Raw genomic sequence first — 20,791 nt, 5'->3', positions numbered from 1 at the left:
TGCTGCGAATGCTTATTCGGAATGAGCCTGTTTTACAGTTCTTTGTTCGGCATTGCGGAATGCGGCTGTCCATTCCTGCAGGAAGTTGTCGATATGCAGTTTTGTAACATGGGGCATGCAGATCAGATGTGCATCTTTTCCCTGTGTTGCGATTTGCCATTTTTTTAAAACATCCTCATTCCGGCGCGGGAAAACAATGGTCAGGGAATTATCGTGACGCCATGCTTTAATGCCGTAACGGGCGAAAGCCGTAATTGTGTAAGCGGCTATTTCCTGACATTGCGCAATAATGTCGTGGAAACCCTCAATACCGAGCGTTTGGATCACATACCATAAATAAAGCGGTGCGATGCCGCTACGCGATCCGGCAATCGTCATATCATTTGTACCGATATATTCAATGGCGCGGGCGATGCGTTCGGTATGGCTGCGGCGCGCCAGAACCACACCGCAAGGCATGGGGGATCCCGGCATTTTGTGGCCGCTGATGGCGATGGAATCTATGCCGGCATCGAAATCGAAAGGCTGCGGGTTGTCCGTAAATGGAAGTATCATACCTGATAATGCGGCATCGGCATGAATATAATAACGGTGTATGGCCCGTTCTTTCAGAATGGTTTTGATGCTCTCAAGATTATCAATCGCGCCGCGCATGGTCGTGCCGATATTAGCAAAGATGATCGGGGGAGAGTCGCGGTGAATTGACAGTGTTGCGGCCAGATCATCATAATCCATTTCACCGTTGGGTTGGCTTTTGATCATGATGCTGCGCGCGCCGACCAGACGTAAAATTTTTGCGATGCTGTAATGGGTATCTTCCGAATAATAGACAATACCGCCGGGCAGGAATTCACGCGCCAGATACATGCCGTACATATTGCCTTCGGTGCCGCCGCTTGTGACATAACCCCAGACGCCATCCTCCGGTGCATGCAGGATGGTTTTGAACCATGCGATGACTTCGCGTTCAAGATCATGCGTGTTAATCCTGTAGGAACTCGGCGCGAAAGGGTCGCCGATATTGTTGAACGAAGTATCCATAAAGGGTAGCAGCGGTGAAAAATCAAGTAGGTGCGTTGATGGGTAGCCTAGCATATGCGTGGCTTCATCTTTTGTACGCTTCAGTAATGCGTCCAGACGTTTTTTATCCGGCGGTGGCAGAGATTTTCTCATCTTCCCTCCATTGATGGCCCGGTTTTTTGTAGAAAAAACCGTTACTGAAAGGAGCCTGAATCTGCAACTGTTCCAGACGTGATTGTCCTTCACGGGCGGTGATGCGCTTGTCCAGAACATCGGCAAAGGCGCGAATTGTTTTTGACATGTCGCATGTATGCGGCGAGATACGGAGATGTGTGATGCCCATTTCCGCAAGCATATCCAGTTCATTTATCAAATTCAGGTAGCTGAAAGACAGCGTCTGGATACCGTTGATGGATAGAAAAGGCCGTCCGGTTAAGGTACGGATATCCATACCGTCTGCGTCTTTTTCGCAGATAAATTGGCAATTGGCTTTGACACAGCCATGCGCCCGCGCATGGTAACAGCGTGCGGATAGTGCAAGCGACATGCGGCCGAAAACCTGCACTTCCACACCGGCTTTTAATGATTGTCCCGTCTTGGCCAGTGTTTCAACCGCTGCTGCCGGAATTTCCGGTGCCAGACAGAAATGATGCGCGCCTTTCTCCGCGAGGAAGCGCATCGTATCTTCACTATAGACATTCATCAGTGAACCGATACGGTGCGGCTGCCCCGAAAGCGGCAGCAATGCCGATGCGTCATTTGCCTCGACCTCGATATGTTTTGTTTTGCAGGCGCGTTTGACCAGGGCACGGTCGCGCGGAATCATAACCTCTGACAGGGTTGAAAAAACAACGATTTTTCCGGCTTTTTGCAGCTCTGTCGTGACGTCTTCATAATGTTTTTCAAAAAACGGCGTGCGTTTACCGCAAATTGTTTCGCCGATATAGACGGTATCAACGGATTTTTCTGCGGCAATGCGGCTGTAAAATGCGCGCTTTTTTTCCGCAGGCCAGTGGAACAGGATGGGGCCTATTGTTAGTTTTGGCGGGGTCTGTGCGGCCATGACTATCTCCATGCCTTGGTTTTAAAGGCACCTTGCGTTTCTTTATGTCCCTCCGTTAATGCCAGCAGCGTATCCAGTTCCGGAGGCTGCCCCTGCGCAATCGCATCGACGGCGCGGCGATAGGCGGAAACGACTTCACGGACATAGGCGCGGCTGCGTTGCCGCCCTTCGATTTTCAAGGCAGTCACACCGGCGGCAATAAGATCGGGCAGTAGACCGGAGAGGTTCAGACTGACGGGTTCTTCAAACGCATAATACCCCTCTTCGCGCAGATCGCTTGTGTAGCGCCCTTTGCAGATTGTCGGATATCCGGCATTTTCATTGCAAGAAAAGCAGTCGATAGTAAATTCGCCAAGCTTTGATGACAGATTGCGGTCTTTATCATGTTCATACCGCACTTCGGAGGCGGGGGAACAGACGCCGTCCATATTGGTGGAAACGCCGGTCGCATAATTTGTCAGACTGCAGCGCCCCTCGGCCATCATGCCGATATTTCCGAAAACAAAGGCCTCGATTTCGCAGGGAATTTGTTCATGTATGTCTTTGATCTCCTGCACCGTCAAAATACGCGGCAATACAACGCGTTTGACGTTGAATTCGCGGCAGTAATAAGAAATCGCTTCGGGGGAGGATGCGCCGGCCTGAACGGATAGATGTAATCTTTTGTCAGGATAATGCTGTGCGATATGGGCGGCGACACCGATATCTGCAACGATAAAGGCATCCACACCGGCATTTACGCCGTCCTTAACCGCCTGCTTCCATAAATCGGTCTGTCCGGCAGGGGGGAAAGTGTTGATGGCCAACAGGATTTTGGCGTCATGGGTGTGGGCATAGAGGGCGCCTTCGGCCATCTCTTCGGCAGTGAAGTTTAGCCCGGGAAAGTTCCGGGCATTGGTGGCATTGCGGAAACCGCAATAGACCGCATCGGCTCCCGCGTCTACCGCCGTTCTTAAGGCGGCAGGCGTTCCTGCCGGACAGATAAGTTCGGGAATGCTGCTATGGTTCATCATCCTGCGGTGCGTTCCCTTTGTTTAAGATCAATGCGGCGCATCAGGTTCAAAGCGGCCTGACCGGCAAAGCCGAAACTTGCCGCAATATCATCGGCAATACTGCCATCGACATCATCAAGTGCGTTGCGCAGCGAAACAACGGCTTCCGTATCGCCGTCTATCATCAGATCACGGGTAAAAAACACGGCATCGCCGTCAAGCCGTCCGTCAACCATACGCAGCAGCGTTAAAAGGCTGCCGGTGATGGAGGCATCGAAATGCAGATGATTGGTATTTTTATATGCCCGCACCAGAGGTCTTTCAGGATCGGGCTTTATAAGGAAGACGACGGGCAGATTGGTCGGGTTAATCAGGATCGTCTTGCGGCAGTTATCGCCCAGACGTTCAAAAATACCGGGGTGAAGACGGATAATTCTTTTCACAATCCGGTTTAAAACGGGACGGTAAAGCAGCGCCGGTGCGGGGCGCAGCAATAAACGGGGCAAATTTTTCAGCATTATGCTCTGCATCATTTTTAAACCGGCCATTTCTTAGCTGTATCTTGCCAGCGCAGTATAAATCCGCCGCAGCTGTAAGAGATTTGATTTAAGTCAATTTCCGTGCAATATTTTCAGCGTCAGATGGAGAGGAAAGGATCACATAAATGATTTCGTATCACGAGGCAAAGAAGATCGTCGCGGAAGCGGCACAGGCACATGTTATGACGCAAAAGACAGTGGCGCTTTCCGCTATGGCGGGATATGTCGCTGCGGAAAATGTGCAGGCACCTCTTGCGATCCAGCCTTTTGATAATGCGGCGATGGACGGTTTTGCCGTTATTCGCGCCGATCTTGCGGAAGCAAATGAAAACAATATGGCTGTGCTGCCGGTCGCGGCAATGATTGCCGCTGGCGATTCTGTTGCGGTATCGCAGGTTGAACGGGGCACATGTGTGCGTATTATGACGGGGGCGCCTGTTCCGCACGGTGCGGATGCGGTCGTCCCTGTGGAGCTGACGGAGATGCGGGACGGTGCTGCCGTTTTTAAATCCTGTCCGCAGCAGCATGCGCATATACGTATGGCGGGTGAAGATTTTCAGGTCGGAGATAACGTGCTGACAAAAGGGCAGTCTCTTTCTGTCGCGCATATTCTGCCTTTGGCCAGTCTGGGGATCGGGCAGGTCAGCGTTTTTCGCAAACCGCGCGCCGCCTTTCTGGCAACGGGAAAAGAATTGATTGATGATCTCTCACAACCGCTGGCGGCAGGACAGATTTACAATACAAACGGTCCTTACGGTGCGGCGGTTTTGGAAAGGCTTGGCGCTGAATGTGTTCTTTGCAGAACCATTCCCGATGAAGAAGCGGCGTTTGTTGAAGCTCTTGAAGAGCTGATGGCGCAGGATTTGGATATGATCGTTTCCAGCGGTGCGGTGTCTGCCGGAGAATTTGATTTTGTGCGGGCAGGTCTGGAAAAAGCCGGTGCGGAGATTCTATTTCATAAAGTGAAGATGAAACCCGGTAAGCCCAATCTGTTTGCCCGCCTGCCAAACGGCTGTCTGTATTTCGGTCTGCCCGGCAATCCGGCCGCGACGGCTGTGGGGTTGCGTTTCTTTGTTGCCGCCGCATTGCGGGCGATGCGCGGTCAGCAGGCTGAAGAACCGGTCACGGCGATTGCCGCAACCGGTTTTCAGAAAAAAACCGGCTTATCCATGTTTTTGAAAGCGGTGCAACATATTGATGACGGAAGCCGTTTGCGGGTCTCTTTTGCCGATGGGCAGCAATCTTTTATGGTTCACCCGTTTCTGACGGCGGATTGCTGGGCGGTTGTGCCGGAAGAGACAGCGGAGATTAAAACGGGAGACCCTGTCGAAATTTATCCTTTATTTCCCTGATTTTTCCCGATCGGACAGGAAAAACAATCATCTTTCTCGCTGTTGTGGCAAAGACTTTCCGCATCGCTGTCACAATAATTGCACAAGACATAGGCATCGCGCATTTTGATGGTGTTGTCTTCAAAGCTGATACCTTGCTGTTTCAGCTTTTTCAATGTGCGTGAAAAAGTCTCGGGGGTCATGCCCAGATAATTGGCAATCGCAGATTTTTGAAACGGCAATGTGAATTCCAGATTGTCATGTCCGTTTTCCAGATGTTTCAGTAGAAAATAATAACCCAGTCTTTGCGCAGGGTTTTTGATATGCATGGCATCAATCTGGTGCATGGCGTTCTTATAGTGATAGGACACGATACTCAGAAGATTATTCGCAAATTGCGCATCACTCAGAACGGTTTTGCGGATAATTTCAACCGGTATTAACAGGAGTTTTGCATCGCTGGCGACCTGCACCGCGATCGGTGAGTCCCCATCCATAAAAATGACGGCTTCCATACAGGTTTCACCGGGGCGCAGCAGGCGCAAAGTCACCTCGCGTCCGTTCTCGTCCTGGCGGAGCGTTTTGACGGTTCCGTCAGCAATAAAATAAAGATATTGCGGGCGGTCACCCTGCTGCACCAGCAGCCGGCCTTGCGGGTAGTTTTGCAAAATGGAGTGGTTGAGCAGCTTTTGAAACGTCTCTTCACTAAGATTATAAAAAATTTTCGGGACGCCGTTATTCCGCGCGAGGCCGGTGGGCCATATATCACTTTTGGTTAGCGGCATCTGTCGAAGCTTCCACAATTAATTTGTTAATAAATAGCATTATTATTTTATTTAATAGGAAACATTATAGAGATGAGTTGATCTGGATCAAGTTGCAAAGCGGGGAATGCTGTAAAAAGGACAGAAAAGACCAGAGGGAGGTTAAAAATCATGTCGGAAGTTCAGCAAAAAGGGCAAACCCGTGCGCTTTGGATCAGCACATTTGCCTTTACCGTTTGTTTTGCCGTTTGGACGATTTTTTCGATTATCGGTGTCCAGATCAAGGCGGATCTGGGACTGAATGATACGGAATTCGGTCTTTTGATCGGAACGCCTATTCTGACAGGTTCCCTTAGCCGCATATTTATCGGTATCTGGACGGATCAATATGGCGGACGCCTTGTTTATACGGGCATCATGCTGCTTGCAGCGGTGGCAACATGGTTTTTGAGTTTTGCCGATAGCTATATCGAGTTTTTGATCGCCGCCTTGGGCGTCGGTATTTCCGGTGGCTCGTTTGCGGCAGGTATCGCCTATGTTTCAAAATGGTATCCGAAAGAAAAACAGGGAACGGCATTGGGCATTTTCGGTGCCGGTAATGTCGGTGCGGCTGTCACGAAATTCTGTGCGCCATTCGTGATGGTGGCGATGGGCTGGATTGCCGTGGCACATATCTGGGCCGGGGTGATGTTTGTGACGGCGATTTTATTCTGGCTGACAACGGAAGATGACCCTGATTTGGTGGAAAGGCGTAAAAAAGGCGAAAAACCGGCAGCGATGTGGATGCAAATGAAGCCGCTGCAAAAATTGCAGGTTTGGCGCTTTTCTCTCTATTACTTCTTTGTCTTCGGGGCTTTTGTCGCGCTGGCGCTGTGGCTGCCGCGCTATCTGACCGGTGCCTATGGGCTGGATATCAAAACCGCGGGTATGCTTGCGGCATTTTACTCCATTCCGGCCAGTCTGTTCCGTATATTGGGGGGATGGCTGTCCGATAAATACGGCGCACGTACCGTGATGTATTGGACATTTATTATGTCTGTCGTCTGCACCTTCTTTCTGTCATATCCGACAACGCATTATGTTGTCGAAGGAATTGACCGCGATATTTCTTTTACCATTTCGATGGCACTGCCCGTCTTTGTCGCGCTGATTTTTATTCTGGGTTTCTTCATGTCACTCGGAAAAGCGGCCGTATATAAGCATATTCCGGTTTACTATCCCGGCCATGTCGGCTCTGTCGGCGGTCTTGTCGGTATGATCGGCGGTTTGGGCGGCTTTGTTCTGCCGATTCTGTTCGGAATAATGAATGATCTGACGCATGTCTGGACGAGCTGCTTCATGCTGCTGTTTGCGCTTGTGGCCATTGCCCTGACCTGGATGCATTTCGCCATCCGTATCATGGAACGTAAAGCACATCCGGAATTGAAAAAACCGGCTTATCTTCCCGAATTGTCGGGAAAGGGGAAATAGTATCAAAGGAAAGGTTTCGCTATGAAAACGGAAACAGACGTTGCAAATGATGTGAGCAAGCCGAAGGCCTCCGGTTGGGGCGGTGCGGATATTCAGGAATGGGATCCTGAAAATGAAAAACAATGGGCCGCACATGGCAAAAAAATAGCATGGCGGAATTTGTGGATTTCCATTCCCTGTCTGTTATGCGGCTTTGCCGTCTGGCTTTACTGGAGCATTGTGACGGTGCAGATGCTGAATCTCGGTTTTCCCTTTGCGCAGTCGGAGCTCTTTACCCTCTCTGCCATCGGCGGGTTATCCGGTGCAACATTGCGTATTCCCAGCTCCTTCTTCATCAGGCTGGCGGGGGGCAGAAACACGTTGTTCTTTACAACGGCGCTGCTGATTTTGCCGGCTTTCGGAACGGGCGTGGCGTTGCAGTCTATGGATACGCCGTTATGGGTGTTTCAGGCGCTGGCATTGCTGTCGGGCTTTGGCGGCGGTAATTTCGCGTCCTCTATGTCCAATATCAGCTTTTTCTTCCCGAAAAAAGTACAGGGATTGTCTCTGGGGCTGAATGCCGGATTGGGTAATTTCGGCGTGACGACAATGCAAATTCTTGTGCCGCTTGTTATGACCTTTGCCTTATTCGGGGGCGATGCGATGACGCTGCAAAATACAAGCGGAACGCTGATCGGCAAAATCCCGGCGGGAACGGATACATGGATTCAGAATGCGGGATTTATCTGGGTGGCCATTTTGGTGCCGCTTGTGATCGCGGCATGGTTTGGCATGAATAATATTCGCGCCGAGCATGTGTCGCCGGATATCAGCGGGCCGCTGGGGTCAATGATGAAACTGGCTGTTATGCTGCTGATCGGTCTGGTTGTGGCGGGAGCCGGATTGTGGCTGATGCTGCCGGCTGCGGCAAACGGTGCCGGAACGGAAATCAGCAAGTGGATTATTCTGCCTGCGGTTATTGCGACCACGGTTGCGGTCTTAAGAATGCTGCCGGGAACAATCGGCCAAAGCCTTAAAAGGCAGTACCGTATTTTTAAACATTCCCATACATGGATTATGACGGTTATCTATACAATGACTTTCGGATCCTTTATCGGTTATTCGGCGGCTTTCGCTTTATCCATTAAAGTCATTTTCGGTTACCAGCATATTCTTGTCGACGGGGCGATGACACATACGACAATCAATCCGGCGGCGCCGAGTGCCTTGATGTTTGCCTGGATCGGACCGTTTATCGGCGCATTGATCCGTCCGATCGGCGGATGGATTGCGGATAAGATGGGCGGCGCGCTTGTGACGCAAATTACCTCTATTGTGATGGTCGCAGCAGCAATCGGTGCCGGATATTATATGAAGGCGGCTTATGCATCCGCATCGCCGGAAGACTATTTCGTGCCGTTTTTCCTGATGTTTTTGGCCTTATTCTTTGCCAGCGGTATCGGGAACGGATCAACCTTCCGCACAATCGCAAAAGTGTTTGATAAGGAACAGGCCGGGCCGGTATTGGGCTGGACATCTGCCGTCGCCGCCTATGGTGCATTCATTGTTCCCCAAATTTTGGGAGAACAGATCAAAGCGGCAACGCCGGAGATCGCTTTATACGGTTTTGCCGGTTTTTATCTGGTTTGTGTCGTGCTGAACTGGTGGGTTTATTTGCGCCCCGGGGCAACATATAAAAACCCGTAAAAAATGACGGCAGTTGACCGAGATCAATTTGAACAATGAAGAAAAATGACAGGATGCCCAAACGGTAATTCTTAAGGAGTGGAATCTCATGAGCTATTTTATCGATCGCATGACTTATTTTGCCAGTCGGAAAGAAGAGTTTTCCGGCGGTCACGGCATAACGACCGGTGAAAACCGTGCATGGGAAGAAGCTTATCGCGGTCGCTGGGCGCATGATAAAATTGTCCGCTCGACACATGGTGTGAATTGCACGGGCTCCTGCTCATGGAAAATTTACGTCAAAAACGGTTTGATCACATGGGAAACACAGCAGACCGATTACCCGCGGACGCGTCCTGATCTTCCCAATCATGAGCCGCGCGGCTGTTCGCGCGGCGCCAGTTACAGCTGGTATATTTATTCCGCCAACCGTTTGAAATACCCGTTGATCCGCAAAAAACTTTTACAGCTTTGGCGTGAGGAAAAAGCCAATAACGGTGATGATCCCGTCAAGGCATGGCAGGCGATACAGGAAGACCCGAAAAAACGCAGCAGCTATCAAAAGCTTCGCGGGATGGGCGGTTTTGTCCGTGCGGAATGGGATGAAGTGAATGAAATTTCCGCCGCCGCCAATATTTATACGATTAAAGAACACGGGCCTGACCGTGTGATCGGCTTTTCGCCTATTCCGGCAATGTCGATGATTTCATATGCGGCGGGGTCGCGTTACCTGTCCCTGATCGGCGGCGTCTGCATGAGTTTTTATGACTGGTATTGCGATTTGCCGCCGGCCTCCCCGCAAACATGGGGGGAGCAAACGGATGTGCCGGAAAGTGCGGATTGGTATAATGCCGGCTTTATTATTATGTGGGGGTCGAATGTCCCGCAGACGCGGACGCCTGATGCGCATTTTATGACCGAGGCACGGTATAAAGGAACGCAGGTCGTGACCGTCACGCCCGATTATTCCGAAGCGTCGAAATTCGGCGATATCTGGCTGAACCCGCGTCAGGGAACGGATGCGGCGCTGGGTATGGCGATGGGGCATGTCATCTTAAAAGAATTTCATATCGACAAGACATCGGAATATTTTGATGATTACTGCCGCTCCTATACGGATATGCCGCATCTGGTCAGACTGGAAAAACGCGGGAAAAAATACGTTCCGGGGCGCTTCATACGTGCCGCCGATTTTGCGAAATCTTTGGGGCAGAAAAACAATCCCGCATGGAAAACGATTTGTATTGATGAAAACAGCGGCAATCCCGTTGTGCCGACCGGCTCTATCGGTTTCCGCTGGGGTGAAGAGGGAAAATGGAATATCGTTCCTCAGGATGCGGCAACGGGTAAGGAAATCCGCCCCGTCAAAACGCTGTTGGGCACACATGATGATGTTCTGGAGGTCGGCTTCCCCTATTTCGGCGGGCTGGATCATGAACACGGTTATTTCGAACCGAATGCGCAGGAAGAAATTCTGGATCGCAAATTACCGGTAAAATATCTGACGCTGAACGGTAAAAAAACACCTGTGGTGACGGTTTTTGATCTGCTCTGCGCCAATTACGGCATTGCCCGTGCGGGGTTGGGCGGTGATCATGTTGCGGAAAATTATGACGAGAATATTCCCTATACGCCGAAATGGCAGGAGAGCATTACGGGTGTTCCCGCAGAGAATGTCATTCGTGTTGCGCGCGCTTTTGCCGATAATGCCGATAAAACAAAAGGCAAATCGATGATTATCATCGGCGCGGCAATGAACCACTGGTATCACATGGATATGAATTACCGCGCGGCGATTAATATGCTGACTTTCTGCGGCTGTGTCGGCCAGTCGGGCGGCGGCTGGGCGCATTATGTCGGTCAGGAAAAACTCCGCCCGCAAACGGGGTGGCTGCCGCTGGCCTTTGGTCTGGACTGGGCGCGTCCGCCGCGCCAGCAGAATTCGACCTCGTTTTTCTACGCCCATACCGATCAATGGCGTTATGAAACGCTGGGCGTGCATGATATTTTATCGCCGCTGGCAGATAAGAAAAAATGGAAAGGTTCGCTGATTGATTGCAATATCCGTGCGGAACGTATGGGGTGGTTGCCCTCGGCGCCGCAGCTTGAAGAAAACCCGCTTTCGCTTGTGCGCGAAGCGGAAAAGAAAGGCAAGGATCCGGTCGATTATGTTGTCAGCCGTCTGAAAAAGGGCGATTTGCGTATGTCCTGTGAAGACCCGGACAAACCGGAAAACTGGCCGCGTAACATGTTTGTCTGGCGCTCCAATTTGCTGGGCTCATCAGGGAAAGGGCATGAATATTTCCTGAAGCACCTGCTGGGAACGCAGCATGGTGTGCAGGGTAAGGATTTGGGCAAGCAGGGGCCGGGGGCATCTGCGGAAGTCGTCTGGCATGATAAAGCGCCGGAGGGTAAACTCGATTTGCTCGTCACCCTTGATTTCCGGATGTCGACGACCTGTGTCTATTCCGATATCGTGCTGCCGACGGCAAGCTGGTACGAGAAAAATGATCTGAACACATCAGATATGCATCCGTTTATCCATCCTTTATCAAAAGCCATTGATCCGGTCTGGCAAAGCCGTTCGGATTGGGAAATTTATAAAGGTATTGCGAAGAAATTTTCGGAAATCGTTCCGGGTCATCTTGGTGTCGAGAAAGAAATTGTGCTGACACCGATCCAGCATGATACGCCGGGTGAATTGGCGCAGAATGACGTGAAAGAATGGCGCAAGAAAGAATGTGATGCCGTTCCGGGAATGACGATGCCGGCGATGAAAGTCGTGGAACGCGACTATCCGGCGACATATGAGCGCTTTACATCGCTTGGTCCTTTGATGGAAAAACTCGGTAACGGCGGTAAAGGTATCGGCTGGAACACCGATCACGAAGTTGATTTCCTGAAAAAACTGAATGGTGAAAAGAACGGGCGCGCCAAGATCGAAAGCGATATTGATGCCTGTGAAGTCGTGCTGACACTTGCGCCGGAAACCAATGGCGAAGTCGCTGTCAAAAGCTGGGCGGCGCTCAGTAAAATGACGGGACGGGATCATACGCATCTGGCACTGCCGAAAGAAGAGGAGAAAATCCGCTTCCGCGATATTCAGGCACAGCCGCGCAAGATTATCTCTTCACCGACATGGAGCGGGCTGGAATCGGAACATGTCTGCTATAATGCCGGTTACACCAATGTGCATGAATTTATTCCCTGGCGGACATTAACGGGGCGGCAGCAGCTTTATCAGGATCATCCGTGGATGATTGATTTCGGTGAAGGGCTTGTCTCCTACCGTCCGCCGATCAATACCCAGACGGTGGAAAAAATGATGAAAAAGCACGGCAAGGAATCGCCGACGATATTGCTGAATTTCATCACGCCGCACCAGAAATGGGGTATTCACTCGACCTATTCGGATAATCTGCACATGCTGACATTGTCGCGCGGCGGGCCGATTGTCTGGGTCAGTGAAACGGATGCCGGAAAAATCGGCGTCAAGGATAATGACTGGCTGGAAGTCTTTAATGCCAATGGGGCGATTATGGCGCGTGCCGTTGTGTCGCAGCGTGTCAATGAAGGCATGATGCTGATGTATCACGCGCAGGAAAAAATCGTCAATATGCCGGGCAGTAAAATTACCGGTGCGCGCGGCGGTATTCACAACTCCGTCACGCGGGCAACGGTCAAGCCGACACATATGATCGGCGGCTATGCGCAGCAGTCTTACGGTTTCAATTACTATGGAACAGTCGGTTCCAACCGTGATGAATTTGTCATCGTCCGCAGGGTCGCGGATGAGGATATTGACTGGCTGGAAGAAAAAGCAGAAACGGCGATGGAGGCGGCGCAATGAAGGTAAGGGCACAGATCGGCAAGGTTCTTAATCTTGATAAATGCATCGGCTGTCACACTTGTTCCGTGACATGCAAGAATGTCTGGACCTCGCGTGAAGGGGTTGAATATGCGTGGTTCAATAATGTCGAAACCAAGCCGGGGGTCGGCTATCCCAAAGACTGGGAGAACCAGAAAAAATGGCAGGGCGGCTGGAAAAGAAAAAGCAACGGCAAGATTGAGCCTGTCCAAGGCGGCCGCTGGCGTATGCTGGCGAAAATATTCGGAAACCCGAATATGCCGGAAATTGATGATTATTACGAACCCTTCACTTTTGATTACGATCATTTGCAGAAAGCGCCGGAGTCCAAAACACCGCCGACGGCGCGTCCGCGTTCTCTTGTATCCGGCGAGCGGATGGAGAAAATCAAATGGGGGCCGAACTGGGAGGAAATTCTCGGAACGGAATTTGAACACCGCCGTAAGGATTATAATTTCAAAGATATCGAAGAAGAAATTTACGGCCAGTTTGAAAACACCTTCATGATGTATTTGCCGCGCCTGTGCGAACATTGTCTGAATCCGACCTGCGTGGCATCCTGCCCGTCCGGCTCCATCTATAAGCGTGAAGAAGACGGGATTGTTCTGATCGATCAGGATAAATGCCGCGGCTGGCGTATGTGTGTGTCCGGCTGTCCTTATAAGAAAATTTATTATAACTGGAAATCCGGCAAGGCCGAAAAATGTACGTTCTGCTATCCGCGGATCGAAAACGGTGAGCCGACGGTTTGCTCGGAAACCTGTGTCGGGCGTATCCGCTATCTGGGTGTTATTCTGTATGATGCCGACCGGATTGAAGAGGCGGCAAGCGTTGAGAATGAAGAGGATTTGTACGAAGCGCAGCTGAATATCTTCCTTGACCCCCATGATCCCGAAGTGATTGCGCAGGCCAGAAAAGACGGTATTCCGGAGAACTGGATAGAAGGCGCGCAAAAATCGCCTGTCTATAAAATGGCGATGGACTGGAAAGTCGCATTCCCGCTGCATCCGGAATACAGAACATTGCCGATGGTCTGGTATATTCCGCCGCTGTCACCTTTGCAGGCCGCGGCGGAAGACGGCAGAATTCCGACCGATCAAACCGGTATTATGCCGGATCTGGATGAAATGCGTATTCCGGTAAAATATCTGGCTAATCTTTTGACCGCCGGAAAGGAAGAACCGGTGAAAAAAGCTTTGCGCCGGATGATGGCGATGCGTCATTACATGCGCGGAAAGATGTTCGAAAATACGGATAACAGTGCCGTTCTAAAGGATGTCGGGCTGTCGCCGGAAATGGTGCAGGATATGTATCAGATCATGGCCATCGCCAATTATGAGGACCGTTACGTTATTCCGACCGGACATCGTGAGGAGACGCTGGACGCTTACGGCGAAAGCGGCGGTTGCGGCTTTAGTTTCGGGAACGGCTGTTCAACGCATAGCAACAGCGAAACCGATCTTTTTGAAAGCCCGAAAAAATGGCGCGGCAGAAGCGCATCGGGTAAGGATAATCGCGTCAATACGTTATTTACGCGCAATGAGGATGAAAAACCTCCTGCCAAAAGCGGCGGTTGCGGCAGCGGCGGCTGCGGCAGCTGCAGTTAAGGCGGAAAGGATGAAATTATGAGAACATTGAAAATTCTTGGTATGCTGCTGGGGTACCCGTCCGGTGAACAGATCAAGGCATTGCCTGAATGTCTGGCGCTGTTGCGAAAAGAGACATGGCTGCCGGAAGCCTCTTTAACGGAAATTGAGGCGCTTGCCGACTGGATGCAGGGGCAGGATCTTATGGATCTGCAGGAAGAATATGTCGATCTGTTTGACCGCACGCCCTCCCTGTCATTGCACTTATTTGAACATGTGCATGGCGATTCACGCGACCGCGGTCCGGCACTTGTTGATCTGCATAATTTATATCAGGAAGCGGGGCTGATGATTGCCGTTCATGAAATGCCGGATTATCTGCCGCTGTTTCTGGAATATCTGTCAGTCCTTCCGCCCGAACAGGCGGCGCATGATCTAAGCGGTGCAATTGATGTGATTGCCGCCATCGGTGCAAGACTGAAAAACAGAAAAACGCCTTATGCCGCGATATTTGGCGCTTTGGAAGAAGCGGCAGAGCGCAAGCCTGATGATAAGGCGATCGCCGCGGCACTTGCTGAAGATGCGGGGGCACCCCTTGATAACCAGCAGCTTGACCGGGAATGGACCGAGCAGTTTGCGTTTGAGAATTCTGCGCAAACCAATCCCGAAGGCGGCTGCCCTGCCGCAGAAGATCTGGTGGAACGCATGAAAGAGTCGGTCAATCAGGCCGGAACACGGTCGTCATAGGAGGTATGCAAGAATATGGATTATTTTTTGTTTCAGATTTTTCCTTATATCGCCATTGCGTTTTTTATCCTTGGCTGTGTTTTACGCTTTGATCGTGATCCTTATACATGGCGCAGCAAATCCAGCCAGCTTTTAAGGCGTAAACAGCTGATCTGGGGAAGTGTCCTGTTCCATTTGGGCATTATTGTAATTTTGCTGGGACATGCGGTCGGTCTGTTGACCCCGATTGCCGTCTTTGACGCGATCGGCATATCGCATGGCGCAAAACAGATTTTGGCAATCGTTGCCGGCGGTACGGCAGGTTTTTTCTGCTTTATCGGTCTGGTCTTGCTGCTGCACCGCCGTTTGACGGATCCGCGCATTCGTGCGAATAGCTCCTTTGCGGATATTGCCATTCTGTTTCTGTTATTGGCGCAGCTATGTCTTGGTATGCTGACGATTCCGGTCTCCATGAAGCATCTGGACGGGCATGAAATGGTGAAATTCATGGAATGGGCGCAGCATATCGTGACATTCCGCAGCGGTGCACATGAATTCGTCAGCGATGTTGCATTGGTCTTTAAATGCCACCTGACGCTGGGGATGTTTATTCTTCTTATCTTCCCCTTTACGCGACTGGTGCACGCCTTAAGCGCCCCGGTAGGATTTCTTTTCCGTCCCTATCAAATCGTACGCCGGAGGGAAAGCTGATGATGGCCGCAAAAACCATTACGCCGGGCATTCAGGTGAATGATGTTCATATCAGTGCCGAAGAAATCAATAATGAAGTGCAATATCACCCCGCGGAAACATTGCCGGAAGCGAAATATCAGGCGATGCGGGCACTTGTCGTGCGCGAGCTTTTACTGCAAAAGGCGGTATCACTGGGTATTTCTTCAAAAGGGCATGCTGTTAAAGATGCTGATGATGTAATTACGCGGTTATTAAAGCAGGAAGTCGTTGTGCCTGAACCGGATGATGAAACATGCCGGCGTTATTACGCGGCAAATAAAAAACGGTTTTATACCTCTCCCTTGTTTCAAGTGTCGCATATTTTATATCTTGCGCCGCCGGATAATGAAAAAGAGCGGGAAAAGGCACGCCGTAAGGCTCAGGACGCGCTGACGCGGATTAAAAAAGATCCGTCTCTTTTTACGCAGATTGCCAAAGAGGACTCCGGCTGTTCTTCATCCGGTGAGGGCGGCAGGCTTGGGCAGATTAGTAAAGGACAGACGCTTCCGGCATTTGAAGCCGTGCTTCTGAAAATGCGTGCCGGCGATATGTCTGACGAACCTGTGGCGACGGAAGTGGGATACCACATTATTCAGGTGCATGAATATGCTGAGGGGCGGCAGCTGCCCTATGAAGCCGTGCAAGACTGGATTGCCGATTATCTAAAAAATCAAAGCTGGCAGCGTGCCGTATCACAATATATTCAAATTTTGGCGGGAGACGCAAAAATAAGCGGTTTCCGTTTGAAAGCGGCGGATACGCCGCTTGTGCAGTAAATTTCCAAGCGGGGTGTGCCATGCAAAAACTGTTTGAGCATCCGTTTCTGGGGCGGGGATTCCGTCCTTTCTTTTTATGCGGTGCTGTTTATACGATTTTTTCCGTCCTGCTTTGGGGCGGATTTTATGGTGGCTATGCGGAAATCCCTGCTGTGCTGCAAGACCCTGTCGGATGGCATGCGCATGAAATGATCTATGGCTATACAATGGCAATTGTGGCCGGTTTTCTGCTGACGGCTGTGGCTAACTGGACAGGCGGCGCGCCTGCAAGACAAATGCATCTGGCCGGGCTGGTCTGTTTATGGGTTGCGGGGCGGATTGTCTTAAATCTGAATACGGGGTTGCCCGGCTGGCTGGTCTACGGAATTGCAGCCGCCTTTATTCCTGCTTTGGCGGTCAGTCTGGCGCTGCCGCTTTTAAAAAGCCGGAATATCCGGAATTTTATTTTTCTTGGCCTGCTCTCTGTGTTGTTTGCCTGTGAAGGGGCTTTTTTCCTTACCGGAAAAATTATGCCGCTTTATCTGGCGGTGCTGATGATCGTGGTGATGATTTCGCTGATCGGCGGACGGATCATACCGGCCTTTACCGTGGCGGCATTGCGGCGCAAAGGTGAAACTGCTTATCCGACACCGCAGCCGAAGACGGATATTGCCGCTTTGTTCTCTCTGCTGGCGACGGCAGGATGTTTGATGGTTTTCGGTACAACACATGTTGTTTTTGCGGGGGCAGCTTTTGTTGCGGCAATGATCCATGCATGGCGTATGCGTTATTATTTAACGAACCGTGTCTGGCATGATCCGATGCTCTGGATTTTGCATCTGGGTTATGCATGGCTTGTTTTCGGTTTGTTTTGTGCCGCGGCCGCGGGTCTGGATTTCATCCCGTTTTCCGTGGCACTGCATACGGTCACAGTCGGATCAATCGGATCCATGACGCTGGGGATGATGTGCCGTGTCACATTGGGGCATACGGGGCGGGATTTGACGGCATCAAAACTGACAACGCTGTCTTTTGTGTTGATGCAGTTGGCGGCAATTATCCGCGTTGGCGGTGTGATTATTATGCCGGAACAGGCGGTGTTGTGGATTGCGGCAACCGCCTGTTTATGGGCGGTTTGTTTCGCATGTTATCTGCCGGTCTATGCGCCGATGCTCTGGAAAGCGCGTCCGGACGGTGCGCCGGCCTGACGTTACGGTTAGCGGCAGGGAATATCATCATAGGAGAAGTCGCAGAACTCCTCCAAAGCTTCCGCATCTTCAATCACAATATGCTGCCGCTCGGTTTTGACGCCGTGCTGGGCAAGCTTTGACAGGGCGCGTGAAAAAGTTTCCGGTTGAATATTCAATCTGGCCGCGATGATGGATTTATTATAGGGAAGACTGGCGACCATGGCGCCGTTCTCGCCTTCCGGATGCATGCGGCAGAAGCGCAATAAAAAAGCACCGATACGCTGGGGCGCACTGCGCGTTGTTACCTGTTCCAGCTGCTGGACAAGATAGCGTTGCCGTGCGGAAATAGTGCCCAGCATATTCAAGGCAAAGTGACTGTCTTCTTCAATATTGTGCAGAATGGCTGCGCGCGGCACGGCAACAAGAAGGGCATGTTCAATCGCCTGCGCATTGACGGGATACATATTGCGCTCACTGAAAACGGCGGCTTCGGCAAAAGATTCTCCGGGGCCGAAGACGTGAATGATTGTTTCCTCGCCCTCCCGTGATGTGCGGTAAAGTTTGACCCAGCCATCGGCGATAATAAAGAAGGAATCCGCGGGATCCCCCATGGCAAAAATATCCTGTAATCTTTCGAATTCCCGTATGCGGCAATGACGGGCAAGCCCCTCCAGAACCGGAGACGGCATACCGCCGAAAAGCGGGTTTTTTTGCAGTGTGGAGACAATATTCTGCATATTTCTTCCTTTGAAAACTATAAGGGAGTTATATCAAGAAAACAGCTGTAAATGCTATAAAAAAGCATTGTAACGGCTTTGTTGCTGTGGTCTTTTTATTTATAAAGTCACAACAATTGGAATAATTTCCCCTGCGGGTTGATTTGGATCAATTGACAAAGGTGATATTTCCTCCATAGTCGAATCATAACGATATTGCCATGTTTCCACCAAATAGGAAATCTGGCAACTCCGAGCCTTGCCGCCTAAGTTTTTCAATACCGGAAAATATGGTTGTCTGGCCGGGGTCGTATGTGGAAACGCTGCGGCCTCCCGTGTTTGGAAAGGAGTAAAGATGAAGGACGACCAAACAGTACTGACGGATGGTTTCGGCAGGCGCTTTCCCTATCTGCGCCTGTCCGTGACGGATGTGTGTAATTTCCGCTGTTCCTATTGCCTGCCCGACGGATATAAGAAAAGCGGTTGTGAGCCGTTTTTATCCGTCGAAGAAATCGGACGGATTGCACGCGCCTTTGCCGGAATGGGGACATGGAAAATCCGCCTGACAGGGGGGGAGCCGACGGTACGCAGTGACTTTACCGAAATCGTCGAAACCGTTGCCGCAACGCCGGGGATCGAAAGACTGGCCTTTACAACAAACGGCTACCGCCTGCCGGAGCGGGCGGAGGAATTTTATAATGCCGGTCTCAGGGCGATCAATATCAGCATAGATTCTTTAAAAGCGGATAAATTTCACAAAATCACAGGCCATGACCGTCTGGAGGAGATACTCGAAGGGATCGACGCGGCCTTTGATGCGGGATTCGAGGCGGTGAAAATCAATACGGTTTTGCTGAAAGGTCTGAATGACGATGAACTGGATGATTTTCTGGATTTTGTGCATGATAAGCCGCTTTCGCTGCGCTTTATCGAATTGATGCGGACATTGGATAATCAGGAATATTACGGTACGCATCATTTATCGGGACAGACGGTCAGGGACAGGCTGTCGGCGCGCGGCTGGCAGGAAATAGAACGGGCGGAGGGCGCGGGACCGGCTGTTGAATTTACGCATTCCGGCAGCCGCGGTAAAATCGGTATTATTGCTCCTTATTCAAAAGATTTCTGCAAGACATGTAACCGGTTGCGTGTCTCGGCAAAGGGGGCGCTGCATCTTTGTTTATTCGGCACGGGAGGGTATTCGCTCCGTGAGCTTTTGCAAAGTGACGACCAAATGGAAGCGCTGCAGGATAAAATGATGGAGCTGATGCGGTTTAAGCGCAGTTCACATTTCCTGCAGCAGAATGATAGCGGTGCAACGCCGCATCTGGCATCAATAGGAGGCTGACGATCATGGCAAAAACAGAACAGGTGATTTCATTTCCGGCAACGGAAACGCAATTCAAGATGATTGATGTGGGGCGCAAACGTCCGACACGCCGCCGCGCCGTTGCGGCGGGCAGCATCTATATGAGCGCGGAGGCGTTCGAAAAAATAAAAACAGGCACATTACCGAAGGGGAATGTGCTTGCGCTGGCGGAAGCGGCGGGTATTGCCGGTGCGAAAAAAACGCCGGATCTATTGGTGATGTGCCACCCGCTGCCTTTGGATCAGGTGACGATCCATTGTGTTTTGGATGATGATTTGCATTGCGTGACGGTCTATTGTCAGGCGGCGGCTTTTGCCAAAACAGGTGTTGAAATGGAAGCGCTGGCGGGGGTGAATGCGGCGCTGCTGACGATATGGGATCTGACCAAAGGCGTTGACCCCGCACTTAAAATGGGGGAGATCACCCTGCTTGCGAAAACAGGTGGAAAAAGCGGTATCTGGACGCATCCGGACGGGATACCGGAATGGCTTGAATCGCAACTCCCTTCCACGCGCAGTCTCGAAGGAAAAAAGGCGGGTGTTCTGGTGATGAGTGACCGCGCGGCCAAAGGGGAATACAGCGATGAATCCGGCGCCGTCATAAACAGCTTATTGGAAGATCAGGGGGCGGTGCTGTCCGCTTATGAGGTTATTCCGGATGAGAAAGAAGCAATCTCTGCGGCATTGCTGCGGATATGTGCGGATAAAAAACCCGCTCTGCTGATTGCCTCCGGCGGGACAGGGCCGGGTCCGCGGGATGTTACCCCTGATGTCTTGTCGGAGATCAGCGACCGTATGATGGACGGGCTGGGTGATTTGCTGCGCTCTGAAAGTCTTCATTATACCGATACGGCCTGGCTGTCGCGGATGACGGCGGGAATGATCGGGCCAACGCTGGTGATTGCCTTTCCCGGCAGTCCGAAGGCTGTAAAAGAATGCTGGGACATTCTTATTCCGTTTTTGGGAAATGCGCTGGATAAAATCGCGAAACAGGGATTTTAAAAAG

17 protein-coding genes and 1 riboswitch are annotated in these 20,791 nt (G+C 51.1%); of the genes, 11 read left to right on the top strand and 6 right to left on the bottom strand.

Annotation, left to right across the window (positions count from 1 at the left end; all coding sequences use genetic code 11):
* Window positions 1-12: 12 nt before the first annotated feature.
* The 4 genes from HND56_11150 to HND56_11135 are packed head-to-tail and all read right to left on the bottom strand — an operon-like array spanning window position 13 to window position 3,608.
* Window positions 13-1,173 (bottom strand): histidine decarboxylase, encoded by a 1,161-nt coding sequence (locus HND56_11150; protein QKK06210.1) that lies wholly within the window; start codon window positions 1,171-1,173, stop codon window positions 13-15.
* The gene (locus HND56_11145) at window positions 1,145-2,095 is read right to left on the bottom strand and encodes a U32 family peptidase (GenBank protein ID QKK06209.1); all 951 of its coding nucleotides are present in this window, start codon (window positions 2,093-2,095) and stop codon (window positions 1,145-1,147) included. The genes HND56_11150 and HND56_11145 overlap by 29 nt, the downstream gene beginning before the upstream one ends.
* Window positions 2,086-3,093, bottom strand: coding sequence for a U32 family peptidase (locus HND56_11140; GenBank protein QKK06636.1), 1,008 nt, complete (start codon window positions 3,091-3,093; stop codon window positions 2,086-2,088). The genes HND56_11145 and HND56_11140 overlap by 10 nt, the downstream gene beginning before the upstream one ends.
* Window positions 3,093-3,608 carry a sterol-binding protein gene (locus HND56_11135; GenBank protein QKK06208.1) on the bottom strand — a complete coding sequence of 172 codons (516 nt, stop codon included), beginning with the start codon at window positions 3,606-3,608 and terminating at the stop codon, window positions 3,093-3,095. The genes HND56_11140 and HND56_11135 overlap by 1 nt, the downstream gene beginning before the upstream one ends.
* Window positions 3,609-3,739: 131 nt before the next feature.
* On the opposite strand from HND56_11135, the gene HND56_11130 reads away from it, so the two are divergent.
* Window positions 3,740-4,966, top strand: a complete 1,227-nt coding sequence (locus tag HND56_11130) for a molybdopterin molybdotransferase MoeA (protein QKK06207.1) — start codon at window positions 3,740-3,742, stop codon at window positions 4,964-4,966.
* On the opposite strand, the gene HND56_11125 is transcribed toward HND56_11130, so the two are convergent.
* The gene (locus HND56_11125; GenBank protein ID QKK06206.1) at window positions 4,948-5,730 is read right to left on the bottom strand and encodes a cyclic nucleotide-binding domain-containing protein; all 783 of its coding nucleotides are present in this window, start codon (window positions 5,728-5,730) and stop codon (window positions 4,948-4,950) included. The genes HND56_11130 and HND56_11125 overlap by 19 nt on opposite strands.
* 150 nt (window positions 5,731-5,880) lie before the next feature.
* On the opposite strand from HND56_11125, the gene HND56_11120 reads away from it, so the two are divergent.
* The 8 genes from HND56_11120 to HND56_11085 all read left to right on the top strand — a co-directional run bounded on the left by HND56_11120 (window position 5,881) and on the right by HND56_11085 (window position 17,719).
* On the top strand, window positions 5,881-7,179 hold the full coding sequence (locus HND56_11120; protein ID QKK06205.1) for a NarK/NasA family nitrate transporter: 1,299 nt from the start codon (window positions 5,881-5,883) through the stop codon (window positions 7,177-7,179).
* A 21-nt stretch (window positions 7,180-7,200) separates the two neighbouring features.
* Complete coding sequence (locus tag HND56_11115) at window positions 7,201-8,865, top strand: MFS transporter (GenBank protein QKK06204.1); 1,665 nt, start codon at window positions 7,201-7,203, stop codon at window positions 8,863-8,865.
* An 88-nt stretch (window positions 8,866-8,953) separates the two neighbouring features.
* Window positions 8,954-12,694: a nitrate reductase subunit alpha gene (locus tag HND56_11110; protein QKK06203.1), complete on the top strand. Its 3,741-nt coding sequence runs from the start codon at window positions 8,954-8,956 to the stop codon at window positions 12,692-12,694.
* Window positions 12,691-14,319, top strand: a complete 1,629-nt coding sequence (gene narH / locus HND56_11105) for a nitrate reductase subunit beta (GenBank protein QKK06202.1) — start codon at window positions 12,691-12,693, stop codon at window positions 14,317-14,319. The genes HND56_11110 and narH overlap by 4 nt, the downstream gene beginning before the upstream one ends.
* 18 nt (window positions 14,320-14,337) lie before the next feature.
* The gene (gene narJ / locus HND56_11100; GenBank protein QKK06201.1) at window positions 14,338-15,045 is read left to right on the top strand and encodes a nitrate reductase molybdenum cofactor assembly chaperone; all 708 of its coding nucleotides are present in this window, start codon (window positions 14,338-14,340) and stop codon (window positions 15,043-15,045) included.
* A gap of 15 nt (window positions 15,046-15,060) precedes the next feature.
* Window positions 15,061-15,735, top strand: coding sequence for a respiratory nitrate reductase subunit gamma (gene narI, locus HND56_11095; GenBank protein ID QKK06200.1), 675 nt, complete (start codon window positions 15,061-15,063; stop codon window positions 15,733-15,735).
* Window positions 15,735-16,532, top strand: coding sequence for a peptidylprolyl isomerase (locus tag HND56_11090; protein QKK06199.1), 798 nt, complete (start codon window positions 15,735-15,737; stop codon window positions 16,530-16,532). The genes narI and HND56_11090 overlap by 1 nt, the downstream gene beginning before the upstream one ends.
* Before the next feature lie 20 nt (window positions 16,533-16,552).
* Window positions 16,553-17,719: an NnrS family protein gene (locus HND56_11085; protein QKK06198.1), complete on the top strand. Its 1,167-nt coding sequence runs from the start codon at window positions 16,553-16,555 to the stop codon at window positions 17,717-17,719.
* Between the two features lie 8 nt (window positions 17,720-17,727).
* On the opposite strand, the gene HND56_11080 is transcribed toward HND56_11085, so the two are convergent.
* A complete protein-coding gene (locus tag HND56_11080) occupies window positions 17,728-18,438 on the bottom strand; it encodes a Crp/Fnr family transcriptional regulator (protein ID QKK06197.1) in 711 nt (236 codons plus the stop codon).
* A 217-nt stretch (window positions 18,439-18,655) separates the two neighbouring features.
* Window positions 18,656-18,781: riboswitch (molybdenum cofactor riboswitch) on the top strand.
* Between HND56_11080 and moaA the strand changes: the two genes are divergently transcribed.
* Complete coding sequence (gene moaA, locus HND56_11075; protein ID QKK06196.1) at window positions 18,773-19,765, top strand: GTP 3',8-cyclase MoaA; 993 nt, start codon at window positions 18,773-18,775, stop codon at window positions 19,763-19,765. (Overlaps the previous riboswitch by 9 nt.)
* A 5-nt stretch (window positions 19,766-19,770) precedes the next feature.
* A complete protein-coding gene (locus HND56_11070) occupies window positions 19,771-20,787 on the top strand; it encodes a bifunctional molybdenum cofactor biosynthesis protein MoaC/MoaB (protein QKK06195.1) in 1,017 nt (338 codons plus the stop codon).
* Window positions 20,788-20,791 lie beyond the last annotated feature (4 nt).

The organism is Pseudomonadota bacterium (genome assembly GCA_013285465.1).
Taxonomy (GTDB): Bacteria; Pseudomonadota; Alphaproteobacteria; order Micavibrionales; family CSBR16-224; genus CSBR16-224.
Note: the sequence above shows the minus strand (reverse complement) of the source record. Positions and strands in the feature narration are given on the sequence as shown.